General features: G+C 42.3%; 24 protein-coding genes. 3 read left to right on the top strand and 21 right to left on the bottom strand.

The features are described from left to right. Window positions 1–1,340: glycoside hydrolase family 1 protein (locus tag H626_RS0109065; RefSeq protein ID WP_027109084.1), on the top strand; the 1,340-nt coding region annotated here is incomplete at its 5' end. Between the two features lie 244 nt (window positions 1,341–1,584). On the opposite strand, the gene H626_RS0109060 is transcribed toward H626_RS0109065, so the two are convergent. The 21 genes from H626_RS0109060 to H626_RS0108955 form a co-directional block, all read right to left on the bottom strand. Beyond that, the gene (locus tag H626_RS0109060; RefSeq protein ID WP_027109083.1) at window positions 1,585–2,982 is read right to left on the bottom strand and encodes a 6-phospho-beta-glucosidase; all 1,398 of its coding nucleotides are present in this window, start codon (window positions 2,980–2,982) and stop codon (window positions 1,585–1,587) included. Between the two features lie 124 nt (window positions 2,983–3,106). Then, the gene (locus H626_RS0109055) at window positions 3,107–4,423 is read right to left on the bottom strand and encodes a PTS sugar transporter subunit IIC (RefSeq protein ID WP_035619128.1); all 1,317 of its coding nucleotides are present in this window, start codon (window positions 4,421–4,423) and stop codon (window positions 3,107–3,109) included. A 301-nt stretch (window positions 4,424–4,724) separates the two neighbouring features. Continuing rightward, window positions 4,725–6,131: a glycoside hydrolase family 1 protein gene (locus H626_RS0109050; RefSeq protein WP_027109081.1), complete on the bottom strand. Its 1,407-nt coding sequence runs from the start codon at window positions 6,129–6,131 to the stop codon at window positions 4,725–4,727. A gap of 155 nt (window positions 6,132–6,286) precedes the next feature. Further along, window positions 6,287–6,577 (bottom strand): PTS lactose/cellobiose transporter subunit IIA, encoded by a 291-nt coding sequence (locus tag H626_RS0109045; protein ID WP_051237927.1) that lies wholly within the window; start codon window positions 6,575–6,577, stop codon window positions 6,287–6,289. Between the two features lie 90 nt (window positions 6,578–6,667). Beyond that, the gene (locus H626_RS0109040; protein ID WP_027109079.1) at window positions 6,668–6,994 is read right to left on the bottom strand and encodes a PTS sugar transporter subunit IIB; all 327 of its coding nucleotides are present in this window, start codon (window positions 6,992–6,994) and stop codon (window positions 6,668–6,670) included. A 194-nt stretch (window positions 6,995–7,188) separates the two neighbouring features. Beyond that, window positions 7,189–7,488, bottom strand: coding sequence for a hypothetical protein (locus H626_RS0109035; protein WP_211221976.1), 300 nt, complete (start codon window positions 7,486–7,488; stop codon window positions 7,189–7,191). Between the two features lie 345 nt (window positions 7,489–7,833). Beyond that, the gene (locus H626_RS0109030; RefSeq protein ID WP_027109077.1) at window positions 7,834–9,315 is read right to left on the bottom strand and encodes a gluconokinase; all 1,482 of its coding nucleotides are present in this window, start codon (window positions 9,313–9,315) and stop codon (window positions 7,834–7,836) included. 2 nt (window positions 9,316–9,317) lie between these two features. Continuing rightward, window positions 9,318–10,235 carry a phosphogluconate dehydrogenase (NAD(+)-dependent, decarboxylating) gene (gnd, locus tag H626_RS0109025; protein WP_245570094.1) on the bottom strand — a complete coding sequence of 306 codons (918 nt, stop codon included), beginning with the start codon at window positions 10,233–10,235 and terminating at the stop codon, window positions 9,318–9,320. 663 nt (window positions 10,236–10,898) lie between these two features. Beyond that, window positions 10,899–12,224, bottom strand: coding sequence for a 6-phospho-alpha-glucosidase (locus tag H626_RS0109010; RefSeq protein WP_027109073.1), 1,326 nt, complete (start codon window positions 12,222–12,224; stop codon window positions 10,899–10,901). 29 nt (window positions 12,225–12,253) lie between these two features. Continuing rightward, complete coding sequence (locus H626_RS0109005; protein WP_027109072.1) at window positions 12,254–13,843, bottom strand: PTS transporter subunit EIIC; 1,590 nt, start codon at window positions 13,841–13,843, stop codon at window positions 12,254–12,256. Window positions 13,844–13,994: 151 nt separating this feature from the next. Then, window positions 13,995–14,774, bottom strand: coding sequence for a MurR/RpiR family transcriptional regulator (locus tag H626_RS0109000; RefSeq protein ID WP_027109071.1), 780 nt, complete (start codon window positions 14,772–14,774; stop codon window positions 13,995–13,997). Between the two features lie 242 nt (window positions 14,775–15,016). Further along, window positions 15,017–16,000: an NAD(P)H-quinone oxidoreductase gene (locus H626_RS0108995; protein WP_027109070.1), complete on the bottom strand. Its 984-nt coding sequence runs from the start codon at window positions 15,998–16,000 to the stop codon at window positions 15,017–15,019. A 201-nt stretch (window positions 16,001–16,201) separates the two neighbouring features. After that, window positions 16,202–16,393, bottom strand: a complete 192-nt coding sequence (locus tag H626_RS11505; protein WP_156883301.1) for a hypothetical protein — start codon at window positions 16,391–16,393, stop codon at window positions 16,202–16,204. A 134-nt stretch (window positions 16,394–16,527) separates the two neighbouring features. After that, on the bottom strand, window positions 16,528–17,724 hold the full coding sequence (locus H626_RS0108990; protein WP_027109069.1) for an IS256 family transposase: 1,197 nt from the start codon (window positions 17,722–17,724) through the stop codon (window positions 16,528–16,530). A 97-nt stretch (window positions 17,725–17,821) separates the two neighbouring features. Further along, window positions 17,822–18,115: a hypothetical protein gene (locus H626_RS0108985; RefSeq protein WP_027109068.1), complete on the bottom strand. Its 294-nt coding sequence runs from the start codon at window positions 18,113–18,115 to the stop codon at window positions 17,822–17,824. A 210-nt stretch (window positions 18,116–18,325) separates the two neighbouring features. Then, entirely contained in the window at window positions 18,326–19,267 is a 942-nt protein-coding gene (locus tag H626_RS0108980) for a D-ribose ABC transporter substrate-binding protein (protein WP_027109067.1), read from the bottom strand. Window positions 19,268–19,303: 36 nt separating this feature from the next. Beyond that, a complete protein-coding gene (locus tag H626_RS0108975) occupies window positions 19,304–20,269 on the bottom strand; it encodes an ABC transporter permease (protein ID WP_035619120.1) in 966 nt (321 codons plus the stop codon). Then, entirely contained in the window at window positions 20,266–21,750 is a 1,485-nt protein-coding gene (locus H626_RS0108970) for a sugar ABC transporter ATP-binding protein (protein ID WP_027109065.1), read from the bottom strand. The genes H626_RS0108975 and H626_RS0108970 overlap by 4 nt, the downstream gene beginning before the upstream one ends. 13 nt (window positions 21,751–21,763) lie before the next feature. Beyond that, on the bottom strand, window positions 21,764–22,159 hold the full coding sequence (gene rbsD, locus H626_RS0108965) for a D-ribose pyranase (protein WP_027109064.1): 396 nt from the start codon (window positions 22,157–22,159) through the stop codon (window positions 21,764–21,766). After that, on the bottom strand, window positions 22,134–23,039 hold the full coding sequence (rbsK, locus tag H626_RS0108960) for a ribokinase (RefSeq protein ID WP_027109063.1): 906 nt from the start codon (window positions 23,037–23,039) through the stop codon (window positions 22,134–22,136). Before rbsK ends, rbsD begins: the two co-directional genes overlap by 26 nt. Then, window positions 23,040–24,020, bottom strand: a complete 981-nt coding sequence (locus H626_RS0108955; RefSeq protein ID WP_027109062.1) for a LacI family DNA-binding transcriptional regulator — start codon at window positions 24,018–24,020, stop codon at window positions 23,040–23,042. It abuts the gene before it with no gap. A gap of 268 nt (window positions 24,021–24,288) precedes the next feature. Between H626_RS0108955 and H626_RS0108950 the strand changes: the two genes are divergently transcribed. Together H626_RS0108950 and H626_RS0108945 are read left to right on the top strand one after the other, a co-directional pair. Further along, window positions 24,289–24,774, top strand: a complete 486-nt coding sequence (locus tag H626_RS0108950; protein ID WP_027109061.1) for a hypothetical protein — start codon at window positions 24,289–24,291, stop codon at window positions 24,772–24,774. 227 nt (window positions 24,775–25,001) lie between these two features. Further along, window positions 25,002–25,820 carry an endonuclease/exonuclease/phosphatase family protein gene (locus H626_RS0108945; protein ID WP_027109060.1) on the top strand — a complete coding sequence of 273 codons (819 nt, stop codon included), beginning with the start codon at window positions 25,002–25,004 and terminating at the stop codon, window positions 25,818–25,820. The last annotated feature ends 187 nt before the right edge of the window (window positions 25,821–26,007 follow it).

The raw sequence follows: 26,007 nt of genomic DNA, 5'->3' as shown, positions 1-26,007 counted from the left end.
AAACAGAAGGTGCCTGGAATGAAGGCGGCAAAGGTCCAAGTGTGTATGATATCAGAGATGCAAGCGAACACGCTTCTGACTGGAAAGTAGCGACCGATAGCTATCATCGTTACACAGAAGATTTCGACCATATGAAAAACATGGGAATGAACTGTTATCGCTTCCAAATCTCTTGGTCTCGTGTGATCCCAGATGGCGACGGTAAAGTGAACGAAGAAGGGTTGGCTTTTTATGATCGTTTCATCGACGATTTGATCGAACGTGGAATCGAACCGATGATTGCTTTGTATCATTTCGATATGCCGTTAGCTTTAGCTGAAAAATACAATGGATTTATCAGCCGCGAAGTCGTTGACGCTTTTGCACGTTACGGCAAACTCATCGTCGACCGGTACAAAGACAAAGTAAAACACTTCATTACCTTTAACGAACAGAACTTATTTGGAAATCCGGATATCGCGTTTCGGATCGCAGGTGTTTTGAATGAAGCATTGTATACAGATAAAAACTTGTATTTATTGAGTCACCACACCATGCTTGCGCATGCCAAAGTGGCCAATTATTTACACGAAACAGCTCCAGGTTGCGAAATAGGCGGCATGATCGCGTATGCATTAAACTATCCGGCTTCGCCGAAACCAGAAGACATGATCGCGACAAAATTACACGATGAGTTTTTCAATCAAGTATTCATCCATACGTTCGTATACGGAGAGTATCCTAGCTATTGGCTCACCTATTTAGAGGACCATGACATGCTCCCGGAGATCACCCCTGCTGATTTAAAAGAGATCGAACAGTTGAAGAGCGATTGGATTTCGTTTAGTTATTACCAAAGCAACATTCTTTCTGCAGAAAACATTACAAAAGATACACCAATATCTCAATATGGACGTCTGGGTGGGAAAATGAATCCACATTTAGACGCAACAGAATGGAATTGGCAAATCGATCCACTTGGCTTACGCTATATTTTAAAAGATCTGTATACAAAATATCGCTTGCCACTATTTGTAATCGAAAATGGTATTGGAGTCATCGAGGAACTACCAGAAGATGAACTGATCAACGATGACTACCGAATTGAATACCATCACGATCATATTCAAGCGATGAAAGACGCTGTTGAAAAGGATGGAGTCCCAGTCATTGGTTACTTAGGATGGGGCTTGATCGATATCCTTAGTTCACAAGGCGATATGCGCAAACGTTACGGATTGGTTTATGTCAACCGAGAAAACCATGACTTAAAAGATATGCGTCGAATACCGAAAAAAAGTTACCATTGGTTTAAGCAAGTAACCGAAAGTAACGGAGAAAACTTAGCTATGATCGACTGATTCAGTGCCAAGATAAAGGGTTAGGATAAGACATCCTGACCCTTTTTTTCGTGTACACATTTTCATTAGTCGAATCCCCCTGATTTTTCCGATTATACGGGCATTTTTTTCGCTCTCCCCTACAGCATACTTTCCTCCGCCTGTTAACTAAGAGACAGTCGGTTGACTCTAAACTATTCCAAATTAAAAGAGCTGGAATTTCTCCAGCTCTTTCCCCTATCGATCCTAAGCAATCATTCTAGTTCTAGTTCGATTTCATTAATTCGTCTACATAACGAACAGTTTCTGGTCTTTTTTCTTCGATTTCTTTAATTTTTTCAGCAAATTGTGGAAGATGTTCCTTATGTGCATATAAGAGTTCATCCAGTAAGTCTCTCGCAATTTCTCCACCTGGAACAAGTGGATTGACAACGAATGCACTTAAAGCGGCATTATAGTCTCCATCAATTGCTGCACGAATAACTGTTTCTTCCATACCTTTCATGTTTTGAAGAATGCCGCGAGCTGCAGGTGTAAAAGTACCCCAGTTGTACGGTTCAAATCCATGAGCAGTCACTACTCCAGAAACTTCTACAGCACAATCGTAAGGTAGATCAACGATCGTTCCGTTATTTTCTGTTGAAACAACCATTTCTCTACGTAAATCATTTTGAATGGAAGCAATGATTTCACACGCTGCATCACTGTAATGTGTTCCTCCACGTTGAGATAATTCTTCTGGTTTGTAGTCTAAAGCAGGGTCTTTGTATAATTCAAATAATCTTGCTTCTGTTTTCTTCACAACTTGTGCACGCGTTTCGCCTTTTTCAAATTCTTCGACAGAATGTTTAAGCATTTCAGCTTCTGCATAATAATAACGGTGATAACCACAAGGCAACATTGCTAGGTCTTTTACTTGTTCATAATGGAAACTGGCATTATGGATGTTTTTCAAATGACTTTCTTGTTCATCATCTGTTGGTTTGTAAATCGCATCGATCAAGTCCTGTGTGCGCTCGTTACCTGATTTATCCCAGACACGATGCCAATGGAAGTGATTTAGTCCCGCAAATTTAAAGAATAGGTCTTCTTCTGGAATTGCTAATTTTTCTGCAGCCATTTTACGGTGACCAATTGGAACATTACATAGACCAACTGTTTTTTTCCAACCGCCATGTTTGATGGCAGCTTCCGTAACGATACCAGCTGGATTAGTAAAGTTGACTAACCAGGCATCTGGGCATTGCTCTTCCATATCTTTGATAATATCCAAAATGATTGGAATAGTACGGAAAGCTTTGAACATACCACCAGCACCATTTGTTTCTTGTCCGAGAACACCATGAGACAATGGAATACGTTCGTCTTTTACGCGTGCATCGAGTAACCCAACTCTAAATTGTGTTGTCACGAAATCTGCATCTTTTAGAGCAGTTTTGCGATCGAGTGTCAATGTAACGGTCCAATCTAATCCAGCAGCTTTCACCATCCGTTTAGCCATTGCTCCAACGACTTCGAGTTTGTGTTTCCCAGCTTCGATATCCACTAAGACGATTTCTTTAATAGGTAGTAAATCTTTTCGTTTAATATATCCTTCGATCAATTCAGGTGTATAACTACTTCCGCCACCAATGGTGACGATTTTCAATGCTTCTTTAGTCATGGTTATCCTCCTAAAATTTAATTTCACATTTTTTCAAAATAAGGGGCAGCCTGACTCCCCACTTTTTAGAGCTTGGGGAAATCAACTGCCCGATTAATTTTTAACTTGATTTATTAAGAAATACTTATGCGTTTGCACCTGGAACGTTTGTTGCAGCTTCTTTTTGTTCTTCAACACTTTGAGTTTCTGTCATGTATGCTTTAGTATCAACAACTTTGAAGAATGGATAATAAATGGCGAATGAGATACCAATTTGCGCAACTTGCCAAAGGGCACCAGACCATCCACTAATCAACAATCCTGAGAAGATCGGAGGAGTTGTCCAAGGAATATTCGTACCATTCGTTAAAGCTACAATACCCCAGTCCATCAAGAAGAATGTTAGTGTTGCATTTACTAATGGAGTAATGATAAATGGAATCATCATAACTGGGTTTAACACGATAGGAATACCAAATGTCAATGGTTCATTGATGTTGAAAATAGCAGGTCCTAATGCTAGTTTACCTAAAGTTTTAAATTGTGTGGATTTTGCGAAGAATAGAGCGGCAAGTGCTAAACCGATCGTACCACCAGCTCCACCTAATTTAACGAAGTTTCCGTAGAATTGAGCATTGATGATATTTGGTAACATGTCACCAGCAGCAAATGCTTCAGCATTTTCAGCAGTTAATGATAACCAAATCGGATTCATAACTCCCCCAACGATGTTGGAACCATGAATACCAAATGACCAAAGGATTGCTTCGAAAAGCAAGATGATCAACATAGCTGGTAGTGTTGCACCTAAAGCTAGTAAAGGTCTTTGTAATAGTTCAAAGATGAATGCTTGTGCTGTTCCGTAACCTGTTAATGAGAATAGTACACGGATCACGTTGAATGTGATCATGATGAACAGTCCAGGAATCAAAGATGCAAATGAACGTGCAACGTTTGATGGAACTGAGTCAGGCATTTTGATGACCCAACCTTTTTTCACTACAAAGTTCAAGATTTCTGTTGCAAGAACTGCAGTCATCATACCTAAGAATAATCCAGAAGCACTTAAGCTTCCTGTTGGAATACCAGAAGCTCCATCAGCATTGATGATAGTTGGTGTTAAAATCAAGAATCCTACTAGAGACATGATAATAGCAGCAACGTCATCTACTTTATATGAGACAGCTAATGATTTTGCCATACCAACCATAACGAACGGCGTCATAATATCCATTGTCATTTGGTAAGGAACCATGAAGTAAGTTGTCCAATTTTCACCAAGAATAGAAGCCATCAATTCTGGGTAACCAGGAATTGGTAAGTTTGCTACGAGTAAGAAAAGCGATCCTAAAATAAGTATGGACATTGCTCCAAAGAATCCAGCTTTAATAGCTGAAATATATCTGTTTTGGTCGAGCTTGTAAGCTATTGGTACTAATTTATCTTGCATAAAATCCATCATTTTGACATGCAACCCCTTTCAAATTTGAGAATTTTTAGACGGTGTTGGATTCTAAAAATCCTTTGTAACGAAATAATCTATAAGATCATGAAACGAAAAATGAATAATGCCTAAATACTTCGTTCGGTGTTTCCCTCACCTCCTTAAGTTTTTGTGGAATCGTTATCACATTTATACTATACCGCTTTCATTTTATTAATGCAATAACTTTTTGAAAAAAAGTTTTACTTTTTAAATAATGTGGGGGAAAACGTTGATTCCCTGGTCCATAATGATCCCCCCACACTTTTTAAAATCAACTTTATTTACTTAAATCTTTCCCATTTGACTCGATGACTTTTTTATACCAATAAAAACTATCTTTACGGTACCGTTTTAAGTCTTTCAAGTCAAAGTCTTCACGGTCAACGAAAATGAAGCCATACCGTTTTCTAAACCCTTCATGCGTACTGATCAAATCGATTGCACTCCATGGGCAATAACCGAAGACTTCTGCCCCATCAGAAATAGCCAATTGAACTTGTTCAATATGTTTTTGTAGGTAATCGATCCGATAATCATCGTGGATTTTTCCATCAGCAGATAATGTATCTCTTTGGCCTAAACCATTTTCAGTAATGATCAGTGGTAAACGATACCGAGAATACATTTCATTGATCGTGTTGCGCATCCCAACTGGATCTACTTCCCAACCAAATTCTGTCGTTTCTAAATTACCATGTGGAACTTGACGGAAAAATCCAGGATATCCTCGAACGATCTGTTGGTCGCTTGATCCATTTTCTTTTTCTGCCATTTCTTTAGAATAAAATTCAACAGTTGCTGAACTGTAGTAGTTAAAGGCAATAAAATCTGCTTTTCCTTTTGCAAGGGTCTCTTTATCTCCTTCTTCAAATACAGGAGCAGCATCCACCTCTTTTAAGAATGTAAGAGCTTGAGCATTGTAGACACCATATACAGCCATATCAAGATACAACCAGTTACGCAAAGCAGAAAATGTTTCTGCTGCAAGAACATCTTTTGGATCATTTGTTTTTGGATAGACAACCGAAATATTGGGAGCCGGTCCTATTTTTAATCCAGGAAAGTTTTCGTGACAACTTGTCATGGCACGTGCTTGCGCCAATAACATGTGATGATTCTCCTGATAGATATCTTGGAGTGTCCCTGTTGAAGTCCCTAAAACCGCTCCTACTAAAGTCATCATGTTTTGTTCGTTGATTGTTTGCCAATACGTTACACGATCTCCAAAACGATCAAATAAAATATCACAGTAACGAACGAAAGCTTCTATCGTTTCACGATTACGCCAACCGTCTTTTTCAGCTAAAGCTGCTGGTAAATCAAAATGGTAGACGGTTACAATGGGTTCGATTCCTTGTCTCAAACATTCATCGATCACAGCGTTATAAAAATCGATACCTTCTTCATTGATCTCACCGTCACCGGTTGGAATGATCCGTGTCCAGGCAATAGAGAAACGATACGCTTTAAAGCCCATTTCAGCAAACAAGGCGATATCTTCTTTATAATGATGATAAAAATCTGAAGCTACAGTAAAATCAGAAGTATCTTCCGGTACCTCTTTTATATCTTGGACCGAAGGACCTTTTCCTCCTTCATTTGCTCCACCTTCTACCTGATAAGCACTCGTTGACCCTCCCCAAAAGAAATTTTCCGGGAACGGTTTCATTTCTTTGTGAAACATGTAAACACTCCTTTCGCTTTTATGTATGTCCAGATTTGGAATGACTGGTCACTCTATTCAAGAAATTTTCAGAAAACGTAAAAGAAAATTCCATTTTTCTTGCAAAGAAAGGGGCTCTTTTGAAATAAATTTCAAAAGCACCCACTCTCCACTATTTATTTACTCGATATTTTTCTGTGAATATCTACAACTTCTCCAGCTAAATCACGGAAGGTAATAGCATTCATGATATGATCTTGTGCATGCACCATTAATAAAGTGATATCAACTTTATCACCTGAAGCTTCTTTTGTTAACATGCTTGTTTGGGAATTGTGCGCACGGTTCAATGCTTCATCCGCATCTTTTAATTTTTGATCAGCTTCTTCGAAGTTACCTTCTTTTGCTGCATAAATAGCTTCCATACAACTACTTTTTGCATCTCCACCATTCATGATCAATCCCATGATCACTTGCAATGTTTCTTCTTGTTTGTTCTCTTCTGACACGTAAATAGCCCCCTATTTCTTCATTAGAAAGTTTATTCGTTTAAGTGTTTACTTATTTTTCTGCATCAATTCTATTGCGAAATCAAGAACCTTTTCACCGTTCATCATTCCGTAATCTTGCATGTTGATAACTTCTACTTCGATTCCTCTGTCAGCAACTTTTTTAGCAAATTGTGATTGCATGAAACGAACTTGAGGTCCTAATAAAAGTACATCTGGATTTTTGTTTTCGATTGTTGAGTCAGCTTCACTTGCTGATACAGCGAAGATGTCGGCTTCCATTCCTCTTGCTGCTGCTGCTTTTTCCATTTTGCTTACTAATAATGATGTACTCATTCCTGCTGCACACACTAACATGATTGTATTTTCTGCCATTTTAACTTCACTCCAATTTTTTTTATTAAGCTGACCGTGTTCGCAAACGCTCTCTAAAAGAATAATTTTTCAAAAAATCCAATCATAGCAATACTTAAACGTCTGTTTCCTTGAATCAACTTATGTTTTCATTTTACTCTGAAAACCTTTCCATGTCCACTCTTTTTTGAAAGGATTTTTATTCATTCATTTATTTATTTGTTTACTGTGTGGGCGCGTAAGTATAACCCTGCTCCCCAGTCTTGTCCTTTAATTTCTTTTTTGGCAACAGAAGCGGCTGTTTCCCCATCTGTTCCCTCAAAATCAAATAGCATATTCAATCCACTTTTTTTGACAAAAGTAAAAGATGCTTCTCCTTCGTAATTATTGAGTAGGTCAATAATCTTATCTTGCATTAAAGCTGAACTGACTTCAACATACATTGTGCTTCCCCCTTTAAAATAAATACCTTCCCAAATGGAACGGCTTACTTTATCTAGTGTAAACCATTTCATAAAATATTCCAATACTTATTTAAAAATTAATTTCAAAGTTCATCTGTTTTAAGAGGTTCCAATTAAAATGTCTAGAAGATCTAGACATTTTGTGCAGGATCCATTTAGAAACAATGCAGATTTTAGAGTTTGCCGCCGTCTTTATCCTGCTGTTTATTTCCTTTCACCAGTTTTCCTGTATTTGACTTGTCTGCGAGAGTTCTTTAGGAATACGCTCCCCATGAAAGGCTGCATGCGTGTTCTGCCGGGCTTTATTTGAGCGGGCGATCCGCAAATTTCTTTCCCGTGCTGCAATAAAAAAGCTCCCCTACTATAAATTATAGGGGAGCTTTTTGTTTTGAAGTTTTATTTTTTTCGATGGGCTTCTCTGATCGTATGGATCTCTTTCAGCGGTTTAGCGAGTGCCTGGTAGAGTGCCAGTGTTTCTTGATAACTCTTGGCAGTCTCTTTATCGGGTATGACTTCTTCTTGTCTGGCTTCTAAGGTTTCAAGGAGTGCTGCATCGTGCGGCTCGCCTACTAAGACGGCCCCCAGACACGAGCTTTCAAATTGGGACGACAGTGTCAGTGTCTGATCGAATATGTCTGCGGTCATTTGTTTCCAGAGAGAGGAGTGTAAAAAGCCGCCTGTGACTTTTAGGGACCGAGCCGGGCCACCAATTGTTTCCAGTATAGTGAGCACTTCTTGCAAGTTGAACAATACGCCTTCCATTACCGCGCGCACAAAATGGCCCGTTGTATGGACGGCATCGATTCCCAAAAAGTGGGCTTGTACGGAAGCGTCCCATAGTGGTGCGCGTTCGCCGTTTAAGTAAGGGTAAAACAGTAAGCCGTCTGCTCCGGGAGTGATTTGTGCAGCCAGTGCATTTAAGTCTGCGTATTCTTGGGAGAAAATGTTGGCTATCCATTCAAAGGCATTGCCTCCGTTGTTGACGGCTCCGCCGATGACCCATGTGTCTTTGGCCAAGTAATAACAAAATGTGCGTCCATTCGGGTCCAGCACGATGTGGTCGCTGATCATGCGCAAGGCACCACTTGTTCCGATCGTCATGGCAACTTCGTTTTGATCGACGGCGTTGAGTCCTAAATTTGCCAGACAACCGTCACTGGCCCCGATGACTAGTTTCGTTTTTAGAGAAAGGCCGGCTTGCACGTATGTTTCCACGTTTTGCCCGGTGAAAACATAGTCTGTATCGACCGGGGCAGAAAAGGCTGTTGGGTCCACACCGATAAAATCGAGGATCTCCCCGTCCCAATCCAACTGTTCTAGATTGAACAATCCGGTCGCTGAAGCAAGGGAATAATCGATTTTCCATTCGCCCGTCAGACGGTATGTGATGTATTCTTTGATCCCCACCAGGCGTTCGGCTTTTGCTAATTGTTCAGGGTGCTCCGCTTTCAACCACACTAGTTTACTGAACGGAGACATCGAATGGATTGGGGTTCCTGTTCGCTGGTAAATCCAGTTCAAATCGGATTCAGCGCGCAGTGCTTTCAGTGTTGGATTCGAACGATTGTCCGCCCATGTATAGACGGACGTCAGTGGTTCACCGTCAGTCGAGATGAGCAGTAAACTGTGCATGGCACTCGAAAACGAGACCGACTTCACCTGTTCGCGGATGGGTCCATTTCGATCCAAGAGTGTCTGCAGAACGGTCAGCACTGCTGCAAAAATCACCTGGGGATCTTGCTCGGCCATTCCTTCTTCTTCGCGAATAGTCGCGTAACCTTTTGAAGAGGTGTCTCTGACTGTAAAATTAGCATCATACAACACTGCTTTCGTACTGGTCGTTCCAATATCCATTCCAATTCTAAATTGTTCCTGCACGTTTAGTCCTCCTTCTTGACTACTGCGTGGCCTCCAAATCCGTTACGCAGGGAAGCCACCACTTTTTCTCCATATTTTTCTTCGTCTAAAGAAGCATACCGCACCATCAATGATTGCGCAATCACCGGAACAGGTACTTGCATCTTCATCGCTTCCTGGACCGTCCATTGTCCTTCGCCCGATGATTGAATCACGCCTTCGATGTCATCTAAGCGGGAGTTTTCGGTTAGAAAATCCTGTGCCAATTCCATCAACCAGCTGCGGATGACGGAGCCGTTGTTCCACACCTTGGCTACTTTTCCCATTTCAAAATCATACTCAGCGTGCTGCAACACGTTAAAGCCTTCACCGATGGCTTGCATCATGCCATATTCGACGCCGTTATGCACCATTTTTAGATAATGCCCACTGCCACTGGGGCCAGTGTACAAATACCCGTTCTCCACATTGATCGCCGCAAATATTTTTTCGATCTCAGCAAATGCCTCTGCATCGCCACCGATCATCATGCAGGCTCCGTTGCGTGCGCCAGAAACGCCGCCGGAAGTCCCCACGTCAAAAAAGTGTAGCTGCTGGTCTGCACAGGCTGCTCCTCGACGCTTGGAATCTTCAAAATGCGCATTCCCGCCATCGATGATGCGGTCGCCTGCACTCAACTGCGCTGTTACTTTTTGGAAAATGGTTTCCGTAATGTCCCCGGCTGGCAACATCATCCAGATCGTTTTTTTACCAGAAAACTTGGACAGCAACTCTTCAATCGTTTCTGCAAACGAGATGCCTTTTGCGTCCACTTCCTCTTTTAGCGCAGTGTTTACATCCAACCCGTATACTGTGAAGCCCTTTTCGACCATGTTTTCTGCTATATTCATACCCATTTTCCCTAATCCGATTATGCCTATTTCCATTTTTTCTGCCCCCATGCTCTTTTTTATAGGGAAAGGGTCGGAAATTTTCCGACCCTCCCTCATACTTATACTATTTTGATTTGTTTTGAGAGAAAGTTGCCTGTACCAGCTGCTTTTCTAGCTTCTGCTAGTTGAATGGCGCGCAAGTCCTTCCTTCCGGTCTTTACAGAGAGAATGACTGGCTGAGTGTCGCAATCGAGCTGGATAGTGGACACTTTCGGGAACTGCCTAGGCTCAGTGTCCCGATCGAACTCCATTCAGGACACTCAGCTTCCGCTACTTCAATTAGTGACGCGATTGGTTTGTTTGCGCGCCACTCAAGTCGCGTTTTCTCTTTAGAGTGGCGCGATTCGATGAAGTGATGGACACTCAGAGCGCATCCCGCTTCTCAGTGTCGCAATTGGATTTGATGTGCGACACTTTTCTAGCTTCTGCTAGTTGAGTGGCGCGCAAGTCTTTCCTTCCGGTCTTTACAGAGAGAATGACTGGCTGAGTGTCGCGATCGAGCTGGATTGCGGACACTTTCGGGAACTGCCTAGGCTCAGTGTCCTGATCCAACTCCATTCAGGACACTTCCGCTAGTCTCTGCGCTTCATCTCATCCGATTCGACTGCGTTCCGGCAACTTCTGCTACTGATCACTTGCACGTTACCAGTATTCAACCGGTTCCGAACAAGCTCACTGTAATTCTGGCCAGAAATCTTTGTTGGCTTCGATCAAGTCATCTAAGATGTCTTTGGCTACTTGAGCGCTGGGAACGGTCTTCGATAACGTGAGCGCCTGCCATAATTTTTGGTAACTGCCTTCGATATAGGCTTCAACCACTAGTTTTTCGACAGTCACTTGTTGGAACATCAACGCTTGTTCAAAAGAAGGGATCTTCCCTTGAGCCAATGGTTCCGGACCATCATTTCCTACGATACACGGTACTTCGACCATAGCATCGTCTGGGAAATTTGCGATGGCGCCATTATTTTCCACGATCATCAGCATCCGTTCATGTGTATTGAATGCAATCGCGCGCGCCAGATCGACGATGAAAGAAGCGTGGTTATCGATATGGAAGCCGCCATCTACGGCAGTACCTTTTTCGATGATCGTGCGTGCAGCTGTAAAGACTTCATTTTCGCGTCCAGCCATGACTTCATTCGCACGAGTATGATCCGGGTCAGAATGAGCCACTTCATAGTCAGGATACAGGTAATATTTCAAATACGTATTCGGTAAATAACGCGGATTCACGGCTAACACGTCACGCGCTTTTTTATGCGTTTCCTGCCAGCTGGCATCCATATGCTGTTTATCCACTTCCACTTGCGTCAAGTAGCCATTTTCCGCCACATATTCACGGATCTGATCGATGTATTCCTGCCCTTCTTTATCTTTGACACTCGTCCACCAGCCAAAGTGATTCAACCCAAAGTAACGCACTTCTAACTCTTCCGGTTTTTTATCAATGATCTGAGACATTCTGCGTAACGTTCCCACAGGCATATCACAAATGTTCAACACTTTCGCATCTGGACGCAGGACACGACAAGCTTCCGCTACGATTGCCGCTGGATTGGAATAGTTCAGCATCCAGCAGTCAGGTGAGTACTTTTCCATGTGGTCGATGATCTCAAGCATGCCCGTAATACTGCGCATACCGTAAGCGATCCCACCGGGTCCACAGGTTTCCTGTCCGATCACACCATGACGCAAGGGGATCTTCTCATCTTGTTCCCGCATAGCGTATTTCCCTACGCGGATATGAGCCATACAGAAATCCTTATCGGTAAATGCTTCTTCCGGATCCGTCGTATAAGAGAATTTCAAGTCCGGAGCTTGTTCTTTCAGCAAAATTTCGAGAGCTTCTCCCAATTTTGCTTGACGTTCTTCATCGTTGTCATATAAAACGAGTTCCCGCATCGGGAAACGCTCGTGATTTTCCAGCATCATCATAACGATCCCTGGCGTAAACGTACTGCCACCACCAGCAATAACTACAGAAAATTTCTTCATAAAAACCCATCCTCACTTTTTTTGATCCTTTATTCTTCAACCGGTTCCCGATTCAATACCATATCCACAGATTTGCGAATTTTATTGACTTGCAATCCGTAAACCACTTGCACATTTTGTCCTTTTTTCATGATCCCGCTGGCTCCTGTCTCATCTTTCAAGACACTTTCGTTGACCAATTCCGGATCGAGCAAAGTTAAACGCAAGCGCGAGTAGCAGTTGTTCACGGTCTCGATGTTCTTATCGCCACCAAGCGCAGCCACAATGGTATGGGCTAATCCTAAATCGCTTGCTGGTTCCCCTTTTTGTGCTTTTTTCTCTTGGTAGTCTTTTTTCGAATACAAACGTGTTTCATTTCCGACAGTTTCTCGTCCGATAGTTTTAAAATTGAACTTCGTGATCAAGAAACGGAACAAGAAATAATAGAGCGCAAAGAATACGAGCCCGACAGCAATATACATCGGCCAAGCAGTCCGTTCTGTTCCAAGAGGGACATTGTAGAGCAGGAAGTCAATGAAGCCATTCGGACCGATAGCACGAACATTCAAGAGATTCAAGACGACCATACTCAATCCGCTCAAACCTGCATGAACAACGAATAGTAGCGGTGCTACAAACATAAATGCAAATTCGATGGGTTCTGTTACGCCTGCAACGAATGAAGTAACTGCAGCTGGGATCAAAATCGCACGTGCTTTGGCTTTGTTTTCTGGTTTAGCTTTATGGTACATTGCCAAACAAGCACCGATCAATCCGAACATTTTAGAAATACCGCGGGCATCCCAGATAACACTTGGAGCCAATAAGCCTCCATCAGGATTGGCGATTTCTGCAAAGTAGATGTTACGTGCTCCTTCAAAGATTTGGCCGCCGACTTCAGCAACGCCACCTAATTCAGTGTACAAGAACGGTGTATAAACTAAGTGATGCAAGCCAGTTGGGATCAATAAGCGTTCGAGTGCACCATATAGGAATAACCCGAAGTTTCCACTTTGATTGATCAATGCTCCTAAACTACTGATGCCCATTTGGAAAAATGGCCAAATGTATGTGAACAAGATCGCGAGGATAACGACAACAGGGATCAAGACAATAAAGACAAATCTTGTTCCGCCATAGATTTGGAAGGCATTGTCGAATTCTGTATCAGCGAAGCGGTTATGTACAAGTGCTGTCACAATTCCCAAGAAAATCCCAAGGAACACTCCCATGTCCAGTATCTGTACCCCAAGTACCATTGTTTGTCCGGTACCTTGCAGGTCTCCTTCGATCAAAATATCTTGAATACCCATAAAGCGATTCATCGCATTGATGAAAACCAAGTATCCAAGCAAAGCGATAAAGCCAGCTTCTGATTTTTTCTTGTTGGCCAGGCCGACAGCCAGTCCGACTGAAAAGACCAAGCCTAAGTTGACTAGGATCGAAACGAGCGATCCGGATAATATCGTTCCGAATCCTGTCGTCACCGGATTGTCTAAAAACGGGACAACTTCCAGTAAACGGGCGTTGGTGAATAAGTTTCCTATCGCGATCAAAATCCCCGCGATCGGTAAAATCAAAACAGGTACAAACATAGCTTTGGAAAATTTCTGCATGGTATCCATTACTTTATCTTTCATTTTGTTCCCTCCAATATTTTTATGTTGAGCTAAGTGTAGCGAGAACTCTCCCGGATTAAAAGGCTTTCACAAGATGTAAAAACGTGTTTCGCCAAGACGAAACACGTTTCATATTTTTTCTATTCGTGTGCGCTTTTTATCGAACGACTGCTTAGTCTTGTGGAGAAGTATCTTCCACCTCATTGATCCCTTTCAAATACCGGCTCAAGAGGTACTCGATCAACAATAAAGTGAACGGGAAGAAGGTATTGGGCAGGAGATTCCGGTCATCCAATTTGTGCTGATCGGTGATTTTGAAGTTCAAGTCACTGTACTCCCCTAACCGATTCGGCGTTTCTTTGGTGAAGGAAACAGTGTACACTCCTGCTTTTTTTGCTGTATGGATTTTATCCAACACTCCTTGGGTTTCACCGGATTTCGAAATGGCCACAAAGGCACCGATGTTTTTCAGGTTGTTTTCTAAGACCCCAACAGAATCCAGCGCCGTGGCGATAATCACTTGTTTTCCTAAAAGCAACAATTTCTTATACAGATATTCCGCTGTAATGGAAGAAAAACCCGCTGCGTAGATAAAAATGACTTTTCCATCCAAAGAAAGGACGTTTTCTACAAAAGCATCCAGCTTTTCAATAGAATTATGTTGCAACATCAACGACCGTTCGAGTTCAAAAAAATCGGCCTCTTTGGTCGTATCCGCTTCACTTTCCACATTGACCAACGGCAACAAATGATAATACAAATCAATAAATCCTGTATACCCTAATTTTTTTGACAAACGGATGACACTAGCTGGGGAAGTATAATTTTCTTTTGCGATTTGACGGACTCCTTTTTGAAGGACACAATCCATGTTTTCCAAAATATACGTGAGTAATTGCTGATCCAATTCTGACAACTCTTTGCCTTGTGTTAATTTGGCGATATCGACCACTTTTATCTTCTCCTTATTTTCAAGCCTCTCAGTAAAGTATAACGAAAATCCAGCAGAAAAAAAGGGTTGATTTATTGAAGGGATCGGTTTGAAACCAATCCTTCTCTATTGCAATGATTGGGCTACAAAACTGGTCAGTTTACTGACTTTATCAGGGGTCCACCTAGACTTTTTCGATCCTATCAAAAAAGTTGAACGCCAGGCGTTCAACTTCTGATTGCTTTCTGCTGTTGAAGAAGTCCTCAGTCTTCTAATGTGATAATGATTTTACCTGTATTTTCATTGTTTTCCATTTGCCGATGCGCCTCAGGGACTTCGTCAAAAGGCACCGTTGAATAAATGAGCGGGCGAATAACTCTGTCCTTGATTAAATGAAAAGCCTTCTTCTCAAATTCTTTCGTCAACGCGGCTTTGTAATTGTCTGTTCGAGGGGTCAGTAGTGTGCCTCTTAGAGTCAACCGTTTGCTCATGATGCTGCTGATGGAGACATAATTCACCGTTGATCCACCCAGCGTTCCGATCAAGATCCAGCGTGCATCCAAGGCTGCGCTCGCTAAATTCTTTTCCCAATAGGATGCGCCGATGAAATCTAAGATCACATCCACGCCGTAGCCGCCGGTTTCCCGGTCGATCACTTCCTCAAAATCTGCTTCTTTATAATTGATCGAAAAGTCCGCACCTAAGCGCTTAGTCTGCACGAGTTTTTCTTTGCGACTGGCTGTTGTGAAAATCGTTGCATCACTCAAGTGTCGTGCCAACTGGATAGCAGCCGTTCCGACGCCACTCGCTCCCGCGTGGATCAAGACAGTTTCTTTCCGCTGCAACCCACCTAACCAGTACAACGTCTGATACGCCGTCAAAAATACTTCTGGGATGCCCGCTCCTTCAATAAACGAAACCGAGTCTGGTAAAACGATCACCCGATCAGCAGGTATCGTCACATATTCCGCGTACCCTCCGTGATTCACCAATCCGGCTACTCGTGTTCCCGGCAAAATGCTCGGAAATTCAGACTTGTTTTCAACGACCACTCCGCTTATCTCTACCCCTAAAATGGGATACGGTTCGTTCAACGATCGGTTCTGACGTGTCAATACATCGGTCCGATTCACACCGGCCGCTTTGACTTCGATCAATAATTCCTCTTTTTCAGGAATCGGGATCGGACAATCGACTTGTATCAACTTGTCGCGTCCCCCTGGCTCACTTATCGTCCATGCGCGCATAACGAATTGCCTCCTTCTAAGTCATTGCGATTTTTTACAGCTCTTCATTCTCATTCTAGCATGAATAAAGCAGCCGACCCCAGTCTGAGCCTTTTACTTTTTAAGAAGAAAGTTGGCTTGAGCCAACTTTCTTGTCCTGATTCCCGACATTCTATTGCGTTTTCTTGATCGAGTGTCCCGATTCCATCCCGTTCTGGACACTCACCGTTGGAGGATACTGGCCACTGTCCAGTATCCAACTGGTTCCCGACATTCCGCTGCGTTTTCTCGATCGAGTGTCTCGATTCCATCCCATTCTGGACACTCACCGGCTGAAGATACTGGCCACTGTCCAGTATCTAGTTGGTTCCCGACACTTCGCTGCGTTTTCTCAATCGAGTGTCCTGATTCCACTCTGTTCTGGACACTTACCGTCAGATGATACTGGCCACTGTCCAGTATCCGACAGGTTCTGGACACTCCACTGCATTTTCTTGGTCAAGTCCTTCATCTTGTGTAAAAGTGTACAGTAGTTACGTAGTACTATTTTATTTTGTCTCCATAAGCGGGCTGATATAATCTTTTAGAAAAGTATTCTGATTACTCTGCCACTTTTCATTAATATCCAGTAAAACTGCCCCAATTAACCGAACAGCTGAAGCACTATTCGGAAAAATTGAAATAGCTTTTTCTCGCCGTCTAATTTCTCGGTTTAAGCGTTCTAGGCTATTCGTTGTGCGTAAAGAAATATGATAAGCCTCCGGCTCATTAACATACTGAATACTATCAAAAAAACCGTCATCTAAAATACGCAAGGCTTTGTCATATTTACCGTTGTCTTTAACATAAGCCTCAAAAGTTTCTTTGTTATCTTTTGCTTCTTGTGTGGTACGAGAACGAAAGATATTTTTTAATAATTCACGGGCTTCTTTCGCGTCTTTCTTTGGAAAGACGTTGAGAATGTTTCGAAGGAAATGAACCGTACACCGTTGCCAAACTGTCCCTACAAATACTTCCTTAACGGCTGCCCTCAATCCAGTATGTGCGTCAGAAATAAGCATTTTAGGCGTAGTTAAACCCCGTTCACGTAGCTCCTTAAAGAAGGATGACCAGGTTTCTTTTGATTCACTAGTGGCGACTTTAAACCCAATGATTTCTCGTCTATTGTCTTCATTGATGCCCTGAGCGATATAAACCGCTTTACTGACAATTTGATGGTCTTCTCTGACTTTAATATACATGGCATCCACGTAGATATACCGATAGGTATGCCCAGTTAAGCTGCGTTGCTGGAAAGCTTCTATTTCTGGATTTAACCTCTTCATAATAGTGGAAACAAAAGATTTTGAAACCATTTCTCCACAAAGCTGTTCGACAATATTCGTTACTTTTCTTGTGGACACACCATTAATTACAGCTTCCGTCATGCTTAAAACTAGAGCCTGATCCATTCGTTGATACCGATTGAATAGATGTGTAGAAAACTCTCCTGACCGTGTACGTGGAACGTTTAAATGCAACTTTCCAATGGAAATCGTATACCCTCGAGAATAATACCCATTACGTGAATCTTTACGCTCTTCGTTTCTTTCGTATTGATTGGCTTTAATGTGTTCGTCTCGTTCTGCTTCCATGTAGGCATTCATGACCAATACAGCTAAAGATTTCATCATGCTATTCATATCACTCTTTAAAATAGCCTCTGTTAATTCTTCAAAATTTATATTAAAATTTAGTTGGGTCATATCAATTTTCCTTTCTCAATGTGTGTTGGTAACTACATTGTACAAGGTTGATATGACCTTTTCCATTTTACACAATTATACAGACACAACAATTTTCTTAATCGAGTGTCCCGATTCCATCCCGTTCTGGACACTCACCGGCTGAGGATACTGGCCACTGTCCAGTATCCAACTGGTTCTGGACACTCCACTGCGTTTTCTCGATCGAGTGTCTCGATTCCATCCCATTCTGACACTCACCGTTGGAGGATACTGGCCACTGTCCAGTATCCGACAGGTTCTGGACACTCCGTTGCATTTTCTCAATCGAGTGTCCCGATTCCACTCTGTTCTGGACACTCACCGGCTGAAGATACTGGCCACTGTCCAGTATCCGACTGATTCCCGACACTCCACTGCGTTTTCTAGAGCGAGTGTCCTGATTCCTTCATTGTATGTGCTATCTCTATCGCTTACTCGTATCTAAACAAAAAAAGCTAAGCTGATTGATCGCAGCTCAACTCTTCCGCTATTATTTGATTTTTTAAAACAATAGAGGATGGGACCACTGTCCCATCCTCCACCGATTCTCTGTCTAACAACTTTTTATCTGCATACTTTTTTATTCGTTTGTGATCAATTCTAATGGAGAAGCAATGTAGTCTTCGATTTCTTCGCCGTCGAAGTATTCAAATGCTGTTTCCATTGCGATACGTCCCATTTCAATTGGTTGTTGGGCGATCGTTGCATCCATACGTTCTTCTTCAATAGCTGCAAGAGCATCATCATTACCGTCGAATCCGACAACCACGATTTCATCTTCAAGTCCGGCAGCTTCAATTGCTTCAATTGCGCCTAAAGCCATTTCATCATTTTGTGCGAAGACAGCTTTAAGATCTGAATTAGCTTGCAACATGTTTTCCATAACTGTCAAGCCTTCGGAACGGTTGAAGTTAGCCGTTTGAGTATCTACTACATCCAAACCTTCTTCTGCCACATTCATAAATCCTTCTCCACGTTCACGGGTTGCAGAAGCTCCGGGTACACCTTCCAATTGAACAGTTGCTGCACCTTCACCGACTAAATCAATAATATATTGGGCGGCCATTTCGCCACCTTCAACGTTATCAGAAGCAACTAATGTGATGACATCTCCACCTTCTGTCGAACGGTCGATAGTGATAACAGGGATACCAGCACTATTTGCAGATTCGATTGCAGGTGCGATCGCTGCAGAATCTACTGGATTGATGAGTAAGACGTTGACACCTTGTTGAATCAAATCATTGACATCGTTCAATTGTTTAGCCGTATCATCTTGGGCATCAACCGTTTGAACTTCAGCACCCTCTGCCTCAGCTGCATTTACAACACCTTCTTCTAACGAAACAAAGAATGGATTATTCAAAGTCGAAAGCGATAATCCCACGACCATTTCTTCCGGTTCCACACTTTCTACAGCTTCCTCACCAGTGTCGCCAGTGTCATCCCCTTCTAACCCAGTTGTTCCACAAGCTCCTAAAAGTAAAGCAGATGCACCGAATAAAGCAATCAATTTTTTCATCAATAATTCCTCCTAAAAGTTTTTTTATTCTTTTGGTCAATCATTCTTACGGTCTAACAAGACTGCGATAATAATGACGATTCCTTTGACAACTTGTTGGTAAAAACTGGAGACGCCGATCAAGTTTAGCCCATTGTTCAACGTTCCGATGATCAACGCCCCGACGAGCGTACCGAACAATCGACCCCGTCCACCAGAAAGGCTGGTTCCACCCAAAACGACGGCTGCGATAGCGTCAAGTTCATATGACGTACCAGCAGTTGGTTGTGCTGAGTTTAAACGCGAAGCTAAAATCAAACCAGATATGGATGCCATCATTCCTGAGATGGAATAGACAGCAATTTTGATCCGATCGCTTTTTATGCCCGCAATATAAGCTGCATTCTCATTCCCTCCTATCGCAAAAGTTTTTCGACCAAATGTCATCTTGTGTAAGACGACATACAATATTCCAAAAGCAACAGCCATCAATACTACTGGAATAGGAATTCCGAAAAGATACCCTTTACCAATGAATTGGAAAAAGAAACTATCACCGATCCCGGTGATCGGATTCCCGTTTGTATACACTAAAGTTAATCCACGATAAATCGTCATGGTCGCCAATGTGGCAATAAATGGAGCCATTTTTCCTTTCGTGATCAACATACCATTCGCTGCTCCTAAAAGAGCTCCGATGATTATCGCTGCAAACGTTGCGATGACAGGACTCCACCCACTAGCAATCAGACCTGCTCCCAATGCCCCACTCAAAGCCAGTGTGGACCCAACTGACAGATCGATTCCACCTGTGATAATAACAAATGTCATCCCGAAAGCAATCAATCCGTTGATCGAGACTTGACGCAGCAGATTCAACAAATTCCCTACTTGAATAAAATTCGGATTCATAATCGTGACAAATACCATCAATGCGATCAAAGCGAAGAATGGACCTAATTTCCGTATCAGTTCACTCCGTTTTTCTTTTTTCTTTTCTACATCACTCGCTGCTGTGTTCATTTGTATCCTCCTGTCGCTAATGTCATTATTTTCTCTTCGGAAAGATTTTCTTTTTCCACTTCACCGGCTATTTTACCTTCGTGAATCACCACAACACGATCGCTGATCCCGATGATTTCCGGCAAGTCACTGGATACCATGATGATCCCGACATTGCGTTCCGCTAATTCCTTCATCAACATGTAAATTTCACGTTTAGCACCGACATCGACTCCACGAGTCGGTTCGTCTAGAATCAACACGCGGGACCCGGCGCCGATCCATTTAGCTAAGACAACTTTTTGCTGATTCCCACCTGACAATGTTTTCACGGGAACTTCCCCGCTCACTGTCTTCACAGTCAATCGTTTGATCAATAAGTCCGCAAACTCTCTTTCTTCTTTCGTATTGATCCAACCCTTTTTACTAAATTCCCCGATAGAAGGGAGGGAAATATTTTCTCTCAAAGAATCATCCAAGATCAGCCCTTCTGCTTTCCGATCTTCTGTTAAGAACCCGATGCCTTGTCTGATGGCGTCAGCAGGAGATTTGACCGTAATTTCTTCCCCTTCCAGAAACAGTTGGCCTGAAGCTAATTTATCGATTCCAAAAATGCCACGCATAATTTCTGTTCGTCCAGCACCCATCAATCCAGAAATGCCAAGTATCTCGCCTTGACGAACATGAAAAGCAATATTTTCATATACCTTTCCATCACTCAGGTCCTTCACTTCAAACAAGATGTTTCCTTTTTCTGTATCAATTGAGGGATAATAATCTTCCAAATCACGGCCGACCATTTTCCGAACAACTTCATCGGTATCGGTCTGAGCTGTCGGTTGTGTATCTACACTGACACCATCGCGCATCACCGTCACCCGATCACTGATGGTGAAGATTTCTTCCATCCGGTGAGAAATATATATTATGGCTACATTTTTGGCAGTCAATTTTTTGATCGTTTCAAACAATACTTTGATTTCTCGATCCGTTAACGCTGCCGTCGGTTCATCCATGATAATGACCTCAGCATTTGACATAAGTGATTTGGCAATCTCAACTAACTGTTGCTGACCCACAGACAAAGTCCGCATTTCACGGTCCAAGTCGATAGTGACACCTAAATCTTTAAATAATTCGCGAGCAGTCTCACGCATCTCTTTTGTTTTGATCCAGCCCCAGTTTGTTTTCCTTTCGCGTCCCATAAATAAATTCTCTAGAACAGTCAAATCGGGCCAAGTGATCATCTCCTGATGAATGAAACTGATACCATTCTCTTCAGCTTCTTTTGGGTTGGCATAGGTCTTTTCTTCTCCGTTTATCAAAATGGTTCCGGAATCGTATTTGTGCAATCCGGTCAAAATATTCATTAACGTAGATTTCCCAGCTCCATTTTCACCCATCAAGGCGTGCACTTCACCGGATTCGATTTCTAAATCGACACCCAAAAGTACTTTATTGGTTCCAAAACTTTTGACAATGTCTTTCAGTTGAATTCTCACTAATGCTCACCTCCTAAAAAATGACACCGGATTGTAAAATAATGTTTGAATACGGAGTGGCTTCCCCGGTACGGATAATTGCTTTTGCATTTTTCGACTGGGCTTTGAATTCTTCGTGTGTCACCCAATCCACTTTTGCATCGCCCATTTTTTCACTCACTGCTTCTAGTTGGATTGGATTGAGTTCCTTGATTTCTTCCGCTAAAATATATTTTTCTACCTGCATTTCTTTTACGAGGATAGCCAGCACATCTATAAATTTTGGCTCGCCTATTTCAAGCGCCAAATCGATTTTCTTCACGCCATTTGGAATCGGCAAACCGCAATCTCCAATGACGATTTGATCGGTATGCCCTAAATCGGCCAAGACCTTACTGATTTCACTATTTAAGATTCCATGTTTTTTCATATTTTTCACTCCTCTTCATTTCTTCTAACGTCGGGATCCCTGTTTGTGCACCCATTTTTTGAATCGCCAAGGATGCTGCTAGATTCCCAAAACGGATACTTTCTTCTATAGACAGTCCAGCTGACCAAGCCACTGCAAACGCACCATTGAACGTATCACCAGCACCCGTTGTATCCACCGGCTCAACTTTGTTGGCAGGAACCAATTTCACTTGGGTACCATCATGATAATAAACGCCTTGGGAACCCGCCGTAATGAGTAACTTGTTCGGGTACTGTGCCAACACGTCTTCCATTTTTTCGCCTGGAAACAGTACCTCAAATTCAGTTTCGTTCGGTGTAATGAAACGGACCTGTTCAATCGCTTCCGCGCTCAAGCCTCTTGCTGGAGCCGGATTGTATAAAATGGGGACTTCTACTTCTGTACAGACGCGAACCAGTTCTTCGATTGCAGCAACCGGCACTTCATTTTGTACTATGACTAAGTCGTTCGTTTTCAAGTCCGGCTGCAACTGCCCAATACGTTCCGCTGTCAATGCGTTATTGGCTCCCGGAATGTAAATAATGGCATTGTCTCCCTCTTTGATCGTAATGACAGCTGACCCTGACGGCAACTCTGTAACCCGTTCCACATTTCCGGTAAAAATGCCGCTTGCTTTTAAATTCCCGAGGAGTTCATCAGCAAACGTATCTTTTCCTACTGTACCGATCATAGAAACTTCTGCACCTAAGCGCGCTGCGGCAACTGCCTGATTCGCACCTTTACCACCAAATGCAGTAGAGAAATCTTTTCCTTCCACCGTTTCCCCAACTTGTGGGCGTTTATCAGTCTGAATAATAAAATCGGTTGAAATACTTCCAACAACAGTAATTTTAGCCATTTATTTTTCCTCTCTTTCTCGTAACGAATCTCGAACAACTAGTTCGGGATCCAATTTGATCCGTTTATTTTGAATATCTTTTTGTTTGATGCGGCGAACCAGCAAATCTGCTGCTTGATAGCCCACTTGAAAAGCCGGTTGCGAAATGGTCGTCAAGCCCGGGTACACGAGTTGACTAAACGGAATATTATCGTACCCAATTACTTGAATATCTTCCGGAACTCGAGATCCTCTGCGTTGTGCTTCCTTCATAACAGCAAGAGCGAACAAATCATTACTTGCAATAACACTATCTATTTTCCCATATCTTCGAAAAATTTCTTTGGCCGTTACTTCTGCTTCCTTGATTGAAAACGACTGTGTTTCAACAATTTCATATTCCACATTCGTCGGGTTCAATACAGACAACACACCGATCAGCCGATCGATCGCACCCGGAACAGTTTTCGGTCCTGCAATGATGACCACCTTACCAGGATCACGGTCCACAATAGCTTGAGCAGCCAAGATACCACCTTTGACGTCATTGGTATAGACAGCGTAGTCATCTACTTCCATTACTCGGTCTAACATCACGACCGGCATGGCTTGCTGATGGCTCAACGTATTTTCGACTGCAGACAAAACACCGGCAACGTTCTGCTGTGCAAACAATGTCATGTAGTCATTCCCCGCTTCACTACCTTCTTCCACATTCCCAAGAATTATACTGTAGCCATGTTCGCGCGCACTTTCTTCAATACCTTTCATTAATAATGGAAAGTAGGGGTTGGAAATATCTGGCAACAGCAATCCTATCATTTTGGATGTCTTCTGAAATAAAGACCGCGCCACTTCGTTCGGATAATATTCTAATTCTTTGATTGCCGCTTCAACCTTTTCACGAGCATTTTCACTTACGTACCCATTTTTATTTAAAGTACGAGAAACCGTCGCGACGGATACCCCAGCGAGCTTTGCTACTTCTTTGATCGTTGCCATACCTACACCACCTTTACTTCTTTCCAACTAGCTTCTTTGATCACAGCTGATTTTGTCTATGTAACGATCACCTGTAACCGATTACACATTTAGAATAGCATACACAAAAAATAATGCAAGCGTTTTTTTCAAGAAGTTGAAACAAATTTTTGAAAGGAACAGAAAGATTGCCAGACTGACGATTTCAAACTGATTTTGCTGTCTCCATTGTTCCCTCCAAAAGAAACGCTGAAGAGTTGGCGAGGCCAACTCTTTCCTTCTGGAAAAAATGGATGACATTGTTGATCGAAACAGTGAAGTTTCCAGCTTCACGGGCGTTCGGGCAACTTTAGACTTTATTCCTCTTGAAGTTGACCGATTCGGGGGCATTCGGGCAACTTCACACTTTCTTTCTCTTGAAGTCGACCGATTGGGGGCATTCGGGCAACTTCACACTTTCTTTCTCTTGAAGTCGACCGATTCGGGGGCATTCAGGCAACTTTACACTTTCTTTCTCTTGAAGTTGACCGATTCAGCCGCATTCAGGCAACTTCACACTTTATTCCTCTTGAAGTTGACCGATTCACGGGCATTCAGGCAACTTCACACTTCATTCCTTTTGAAGTTGACCGATTCGGGGGCATTCAGGCAACTTTACACTTTCTTTCTCTTGAAGTTGACCGATTCGGGGGCATTCAGGCAACTTCACACTTTCTTTCTCTTGAAGTTGACCGATTCGACATCTTTCGAACCGCTTTATGCTGCATCGGTTTAACGTATCTAATGCTCAGCGTATCTTTGCAGCTCCGCTTTATTAGCTGACCGCAAAGTCTCTTCATGAGGAAAAGCAATGCCGGGCATTGCTTCCTTTTATTTTTTTAGGTACTTTTATTGAGCATCCTATAGTCTTGTCGATTCAAAAATGGGGTTTAACTTGCTATAATCGGTGGTCTTCGGTAAATTGATAATGGTTATCATTTGATTTTTATTAGGAGAGAAAACATGAAACTATTGACATTAAATACACATAGTTGGATGGAAAAACAGCCCTTTAAAAAATTAGAACAATTAGCTGACAGTTTGGCGAAGCAGAATTTTGATGTGATCGCATTACAAGAAGTGAACCAGTTGATGCGCTCACAAAAAGTAGAGAAACAGGATTTAGCGACATATGTTTCGGATAAAGAACGACCCGCAATCAAAGACGACAATTTCGCCTACTTACTGCAAAAACTGTTGCGAAAAAAAGGACTAGTCTATTATTGGACTTGGATTCCCATGCACATAGGCTACGATCGGTATGATGAAGGTTTGGCCTTTTTATCCAAAACACCGATCGAAGCGGTAAAATCATTTTATGCAACTGAAGCTACTGATTTTCTTGACCGTGTAACACGTAGAGTATTGGGTATTCAAACTGGTGGAACATGGTACTTTAATTTTCATCTCGGTTGGTGGGATGTCAAACGCGAACCCTTCAAAGAACAATGGCAACGGTGTGAACGTAAGTTGGCTGAACTGGATGGTCGTCGCGTATTGATGGGTGATTTCAACAGTCCTGCGCATGTATCCAATGAAGGATATGATTTAATCAGTAATCAGTGGAAAGACACCTTTCTATTGGCAGAAAAGAAAGATAGCGGTATTACTGTGGATAAACGAATCGATGGATGGAAAAATAGTGGAGCCAGTCTGCGTATCGATCATATCTTCGTTGATGAAGCTATTCCCGTACACTCCTCATATGTCATGTACAACGATAAAAATGAACCGATCGTCTCTGATCACTTTGGTGTCGCAGTGGAGTTGGAAATGAAGTAATAGTTAACAAAATAGGTTCTATAATTAATCGTGTTGGTGAGTTCTAACGAACTCGCTGGCACGTTTTTTTGTATATCAATAGAAAAAGGCCAGTAGATTCCCTTATAATTAAGTCGACGAAAACCAATCAAAGGAGAATCTACATGACCCACTCTCATATTATACGAAATTCGTTGAATATTAAAGA

The organism is Lacticigenium naphthae DSM 19658 (genome assembly GCF_000425865.1).
GTDB lineage: Bacteria > Bacillota > Bacilli > Lactobacillales > Carnobacteriaceae_A > Lacticigenium > Lacticigenium naphthae.
The sequence above is the reverse complement of the archived record's forward strand: the minus strand, read 5'-3'. Positions and strand labels throughout refer to the sequence as shown.

Coding starts and splice junctions, on each gene's coding strand:
- H626_RS0109050 (WP_027109081.1), bottom strand. CDS start 6,131: ATGTTTCACAAAGAAATGAAACCGTTCCCGGAAAATTTCTTTTGGGGA.
- H626_RS0109055 (WP_035619128.1), bottom strand. CDS start 4,423: ATGATGGATTTTATGCAAGATAAATTAGTACCAATAGCTTACAAGCTC.
- H626_RS0108980 (WP_027109067.1), bottom strand. CDS start 19,267: ATGAAAAAATTGATTGCTTTATTCGGTGCATCTGCTTTACTTTTAGGA.
- H626_RS0108975 (WP_035619120.1), bottom strand. CDS start 20,269: ATGAACACAGCAGCGAGTGATGTAGAAAAGAAAAAAGAAAAACGGAGT.
- H626_RS0108950 (WP_027109061.1), top strand. CDS start 24,289: ATGGATGACATTGTTGATCGAAACAGTGAAGTTTCCAGCTTCACGGGC.
- H626_RS0108955 (WP_027109062.1), bottom strand. CDS start 24,020: ATGGCAACGATCAAAGAAGTAGCAAAGCTCGCTGGGGTATCCGTCGCG.
- H626_RS0108945 (WP_027109060.1), top strand. CDS start 25,002: ATGAAACTATTGACATTAAATACACATAGTTGGATGGAAAAACAGCCC.
- H626_RS0108995 (WP_027109070.1), bottom strand. CDS start 16,000: ATGCGCGCATGGACGATAAGTGAGCCAGGGGGACGCGACAAGTTGATA.
- gnd (WP_245570094.1), bottom strand. CDS start 10,235: ATGGGGGCAGAAAAAATGGAAATAGGCATAATCGGATTAGGGAAAATG.
- H626_RS0109040 (WP_027109079.1), bottom strand. CDS start 6,994: ATGGCAGAAAATACAATCATGTTAGTGTGTGCAGCAGGAATGAGTACA.
- H626_RS0109060 (WP_027109083.1), bottom strand. CDS start 2,982: ATGACTAAAGAAGCATTGAAAATCGTCACCATTGGTGGCGGAAGTAGT.
- rbsD (WP_027109064.1), bottom strand. CDS start 22,159: ATGAAAAAACATGGAATCTTAAATAGTGAAATCAGTAAGGTCTTGGCC.
- H626_RS0108990 (WP_027109069.1), bottom strand. CDS start 17,724: ATGACCCAACTAAATTTTAATATAAATTTTGAAGAATTAACAGAGGCT.
- rbsK (WP_027109063.1), bottom strand. CDS start 23,039: ATGGCTAAAATTACTGTTGTTGGAAGTATTTCAACCGATTTTATTATT.
- H626_RS0109045 (WP_051237927.1), bottom strand. CDS start 6,577: ATGGGATTGATCATGAATGGTGGAGATGCAAAAAGTAGTTGTATGGAA.
- H626_RS0109005 (WP_027109072.1), bottom strand. CDS start 13,843: ATGAAAGATAAAGTAATGGATACCATGCAGAAATTTTCCAAAGCTATG.
- H626_RS0109035 (WP_211221976.1), bottom strand. CDS start 7,488: ATGAAATGGTTTACACTAGATAAAGTAAGCCGTTCCATTTGGGAAGGT.
- H626_RS0109010 (WP_027109073.1), bottom strand. CDS start 12,224: ATGAAGAAATTTTCTGTAGTTATTGCTGGTGGTGGCAGTACGTTTACG.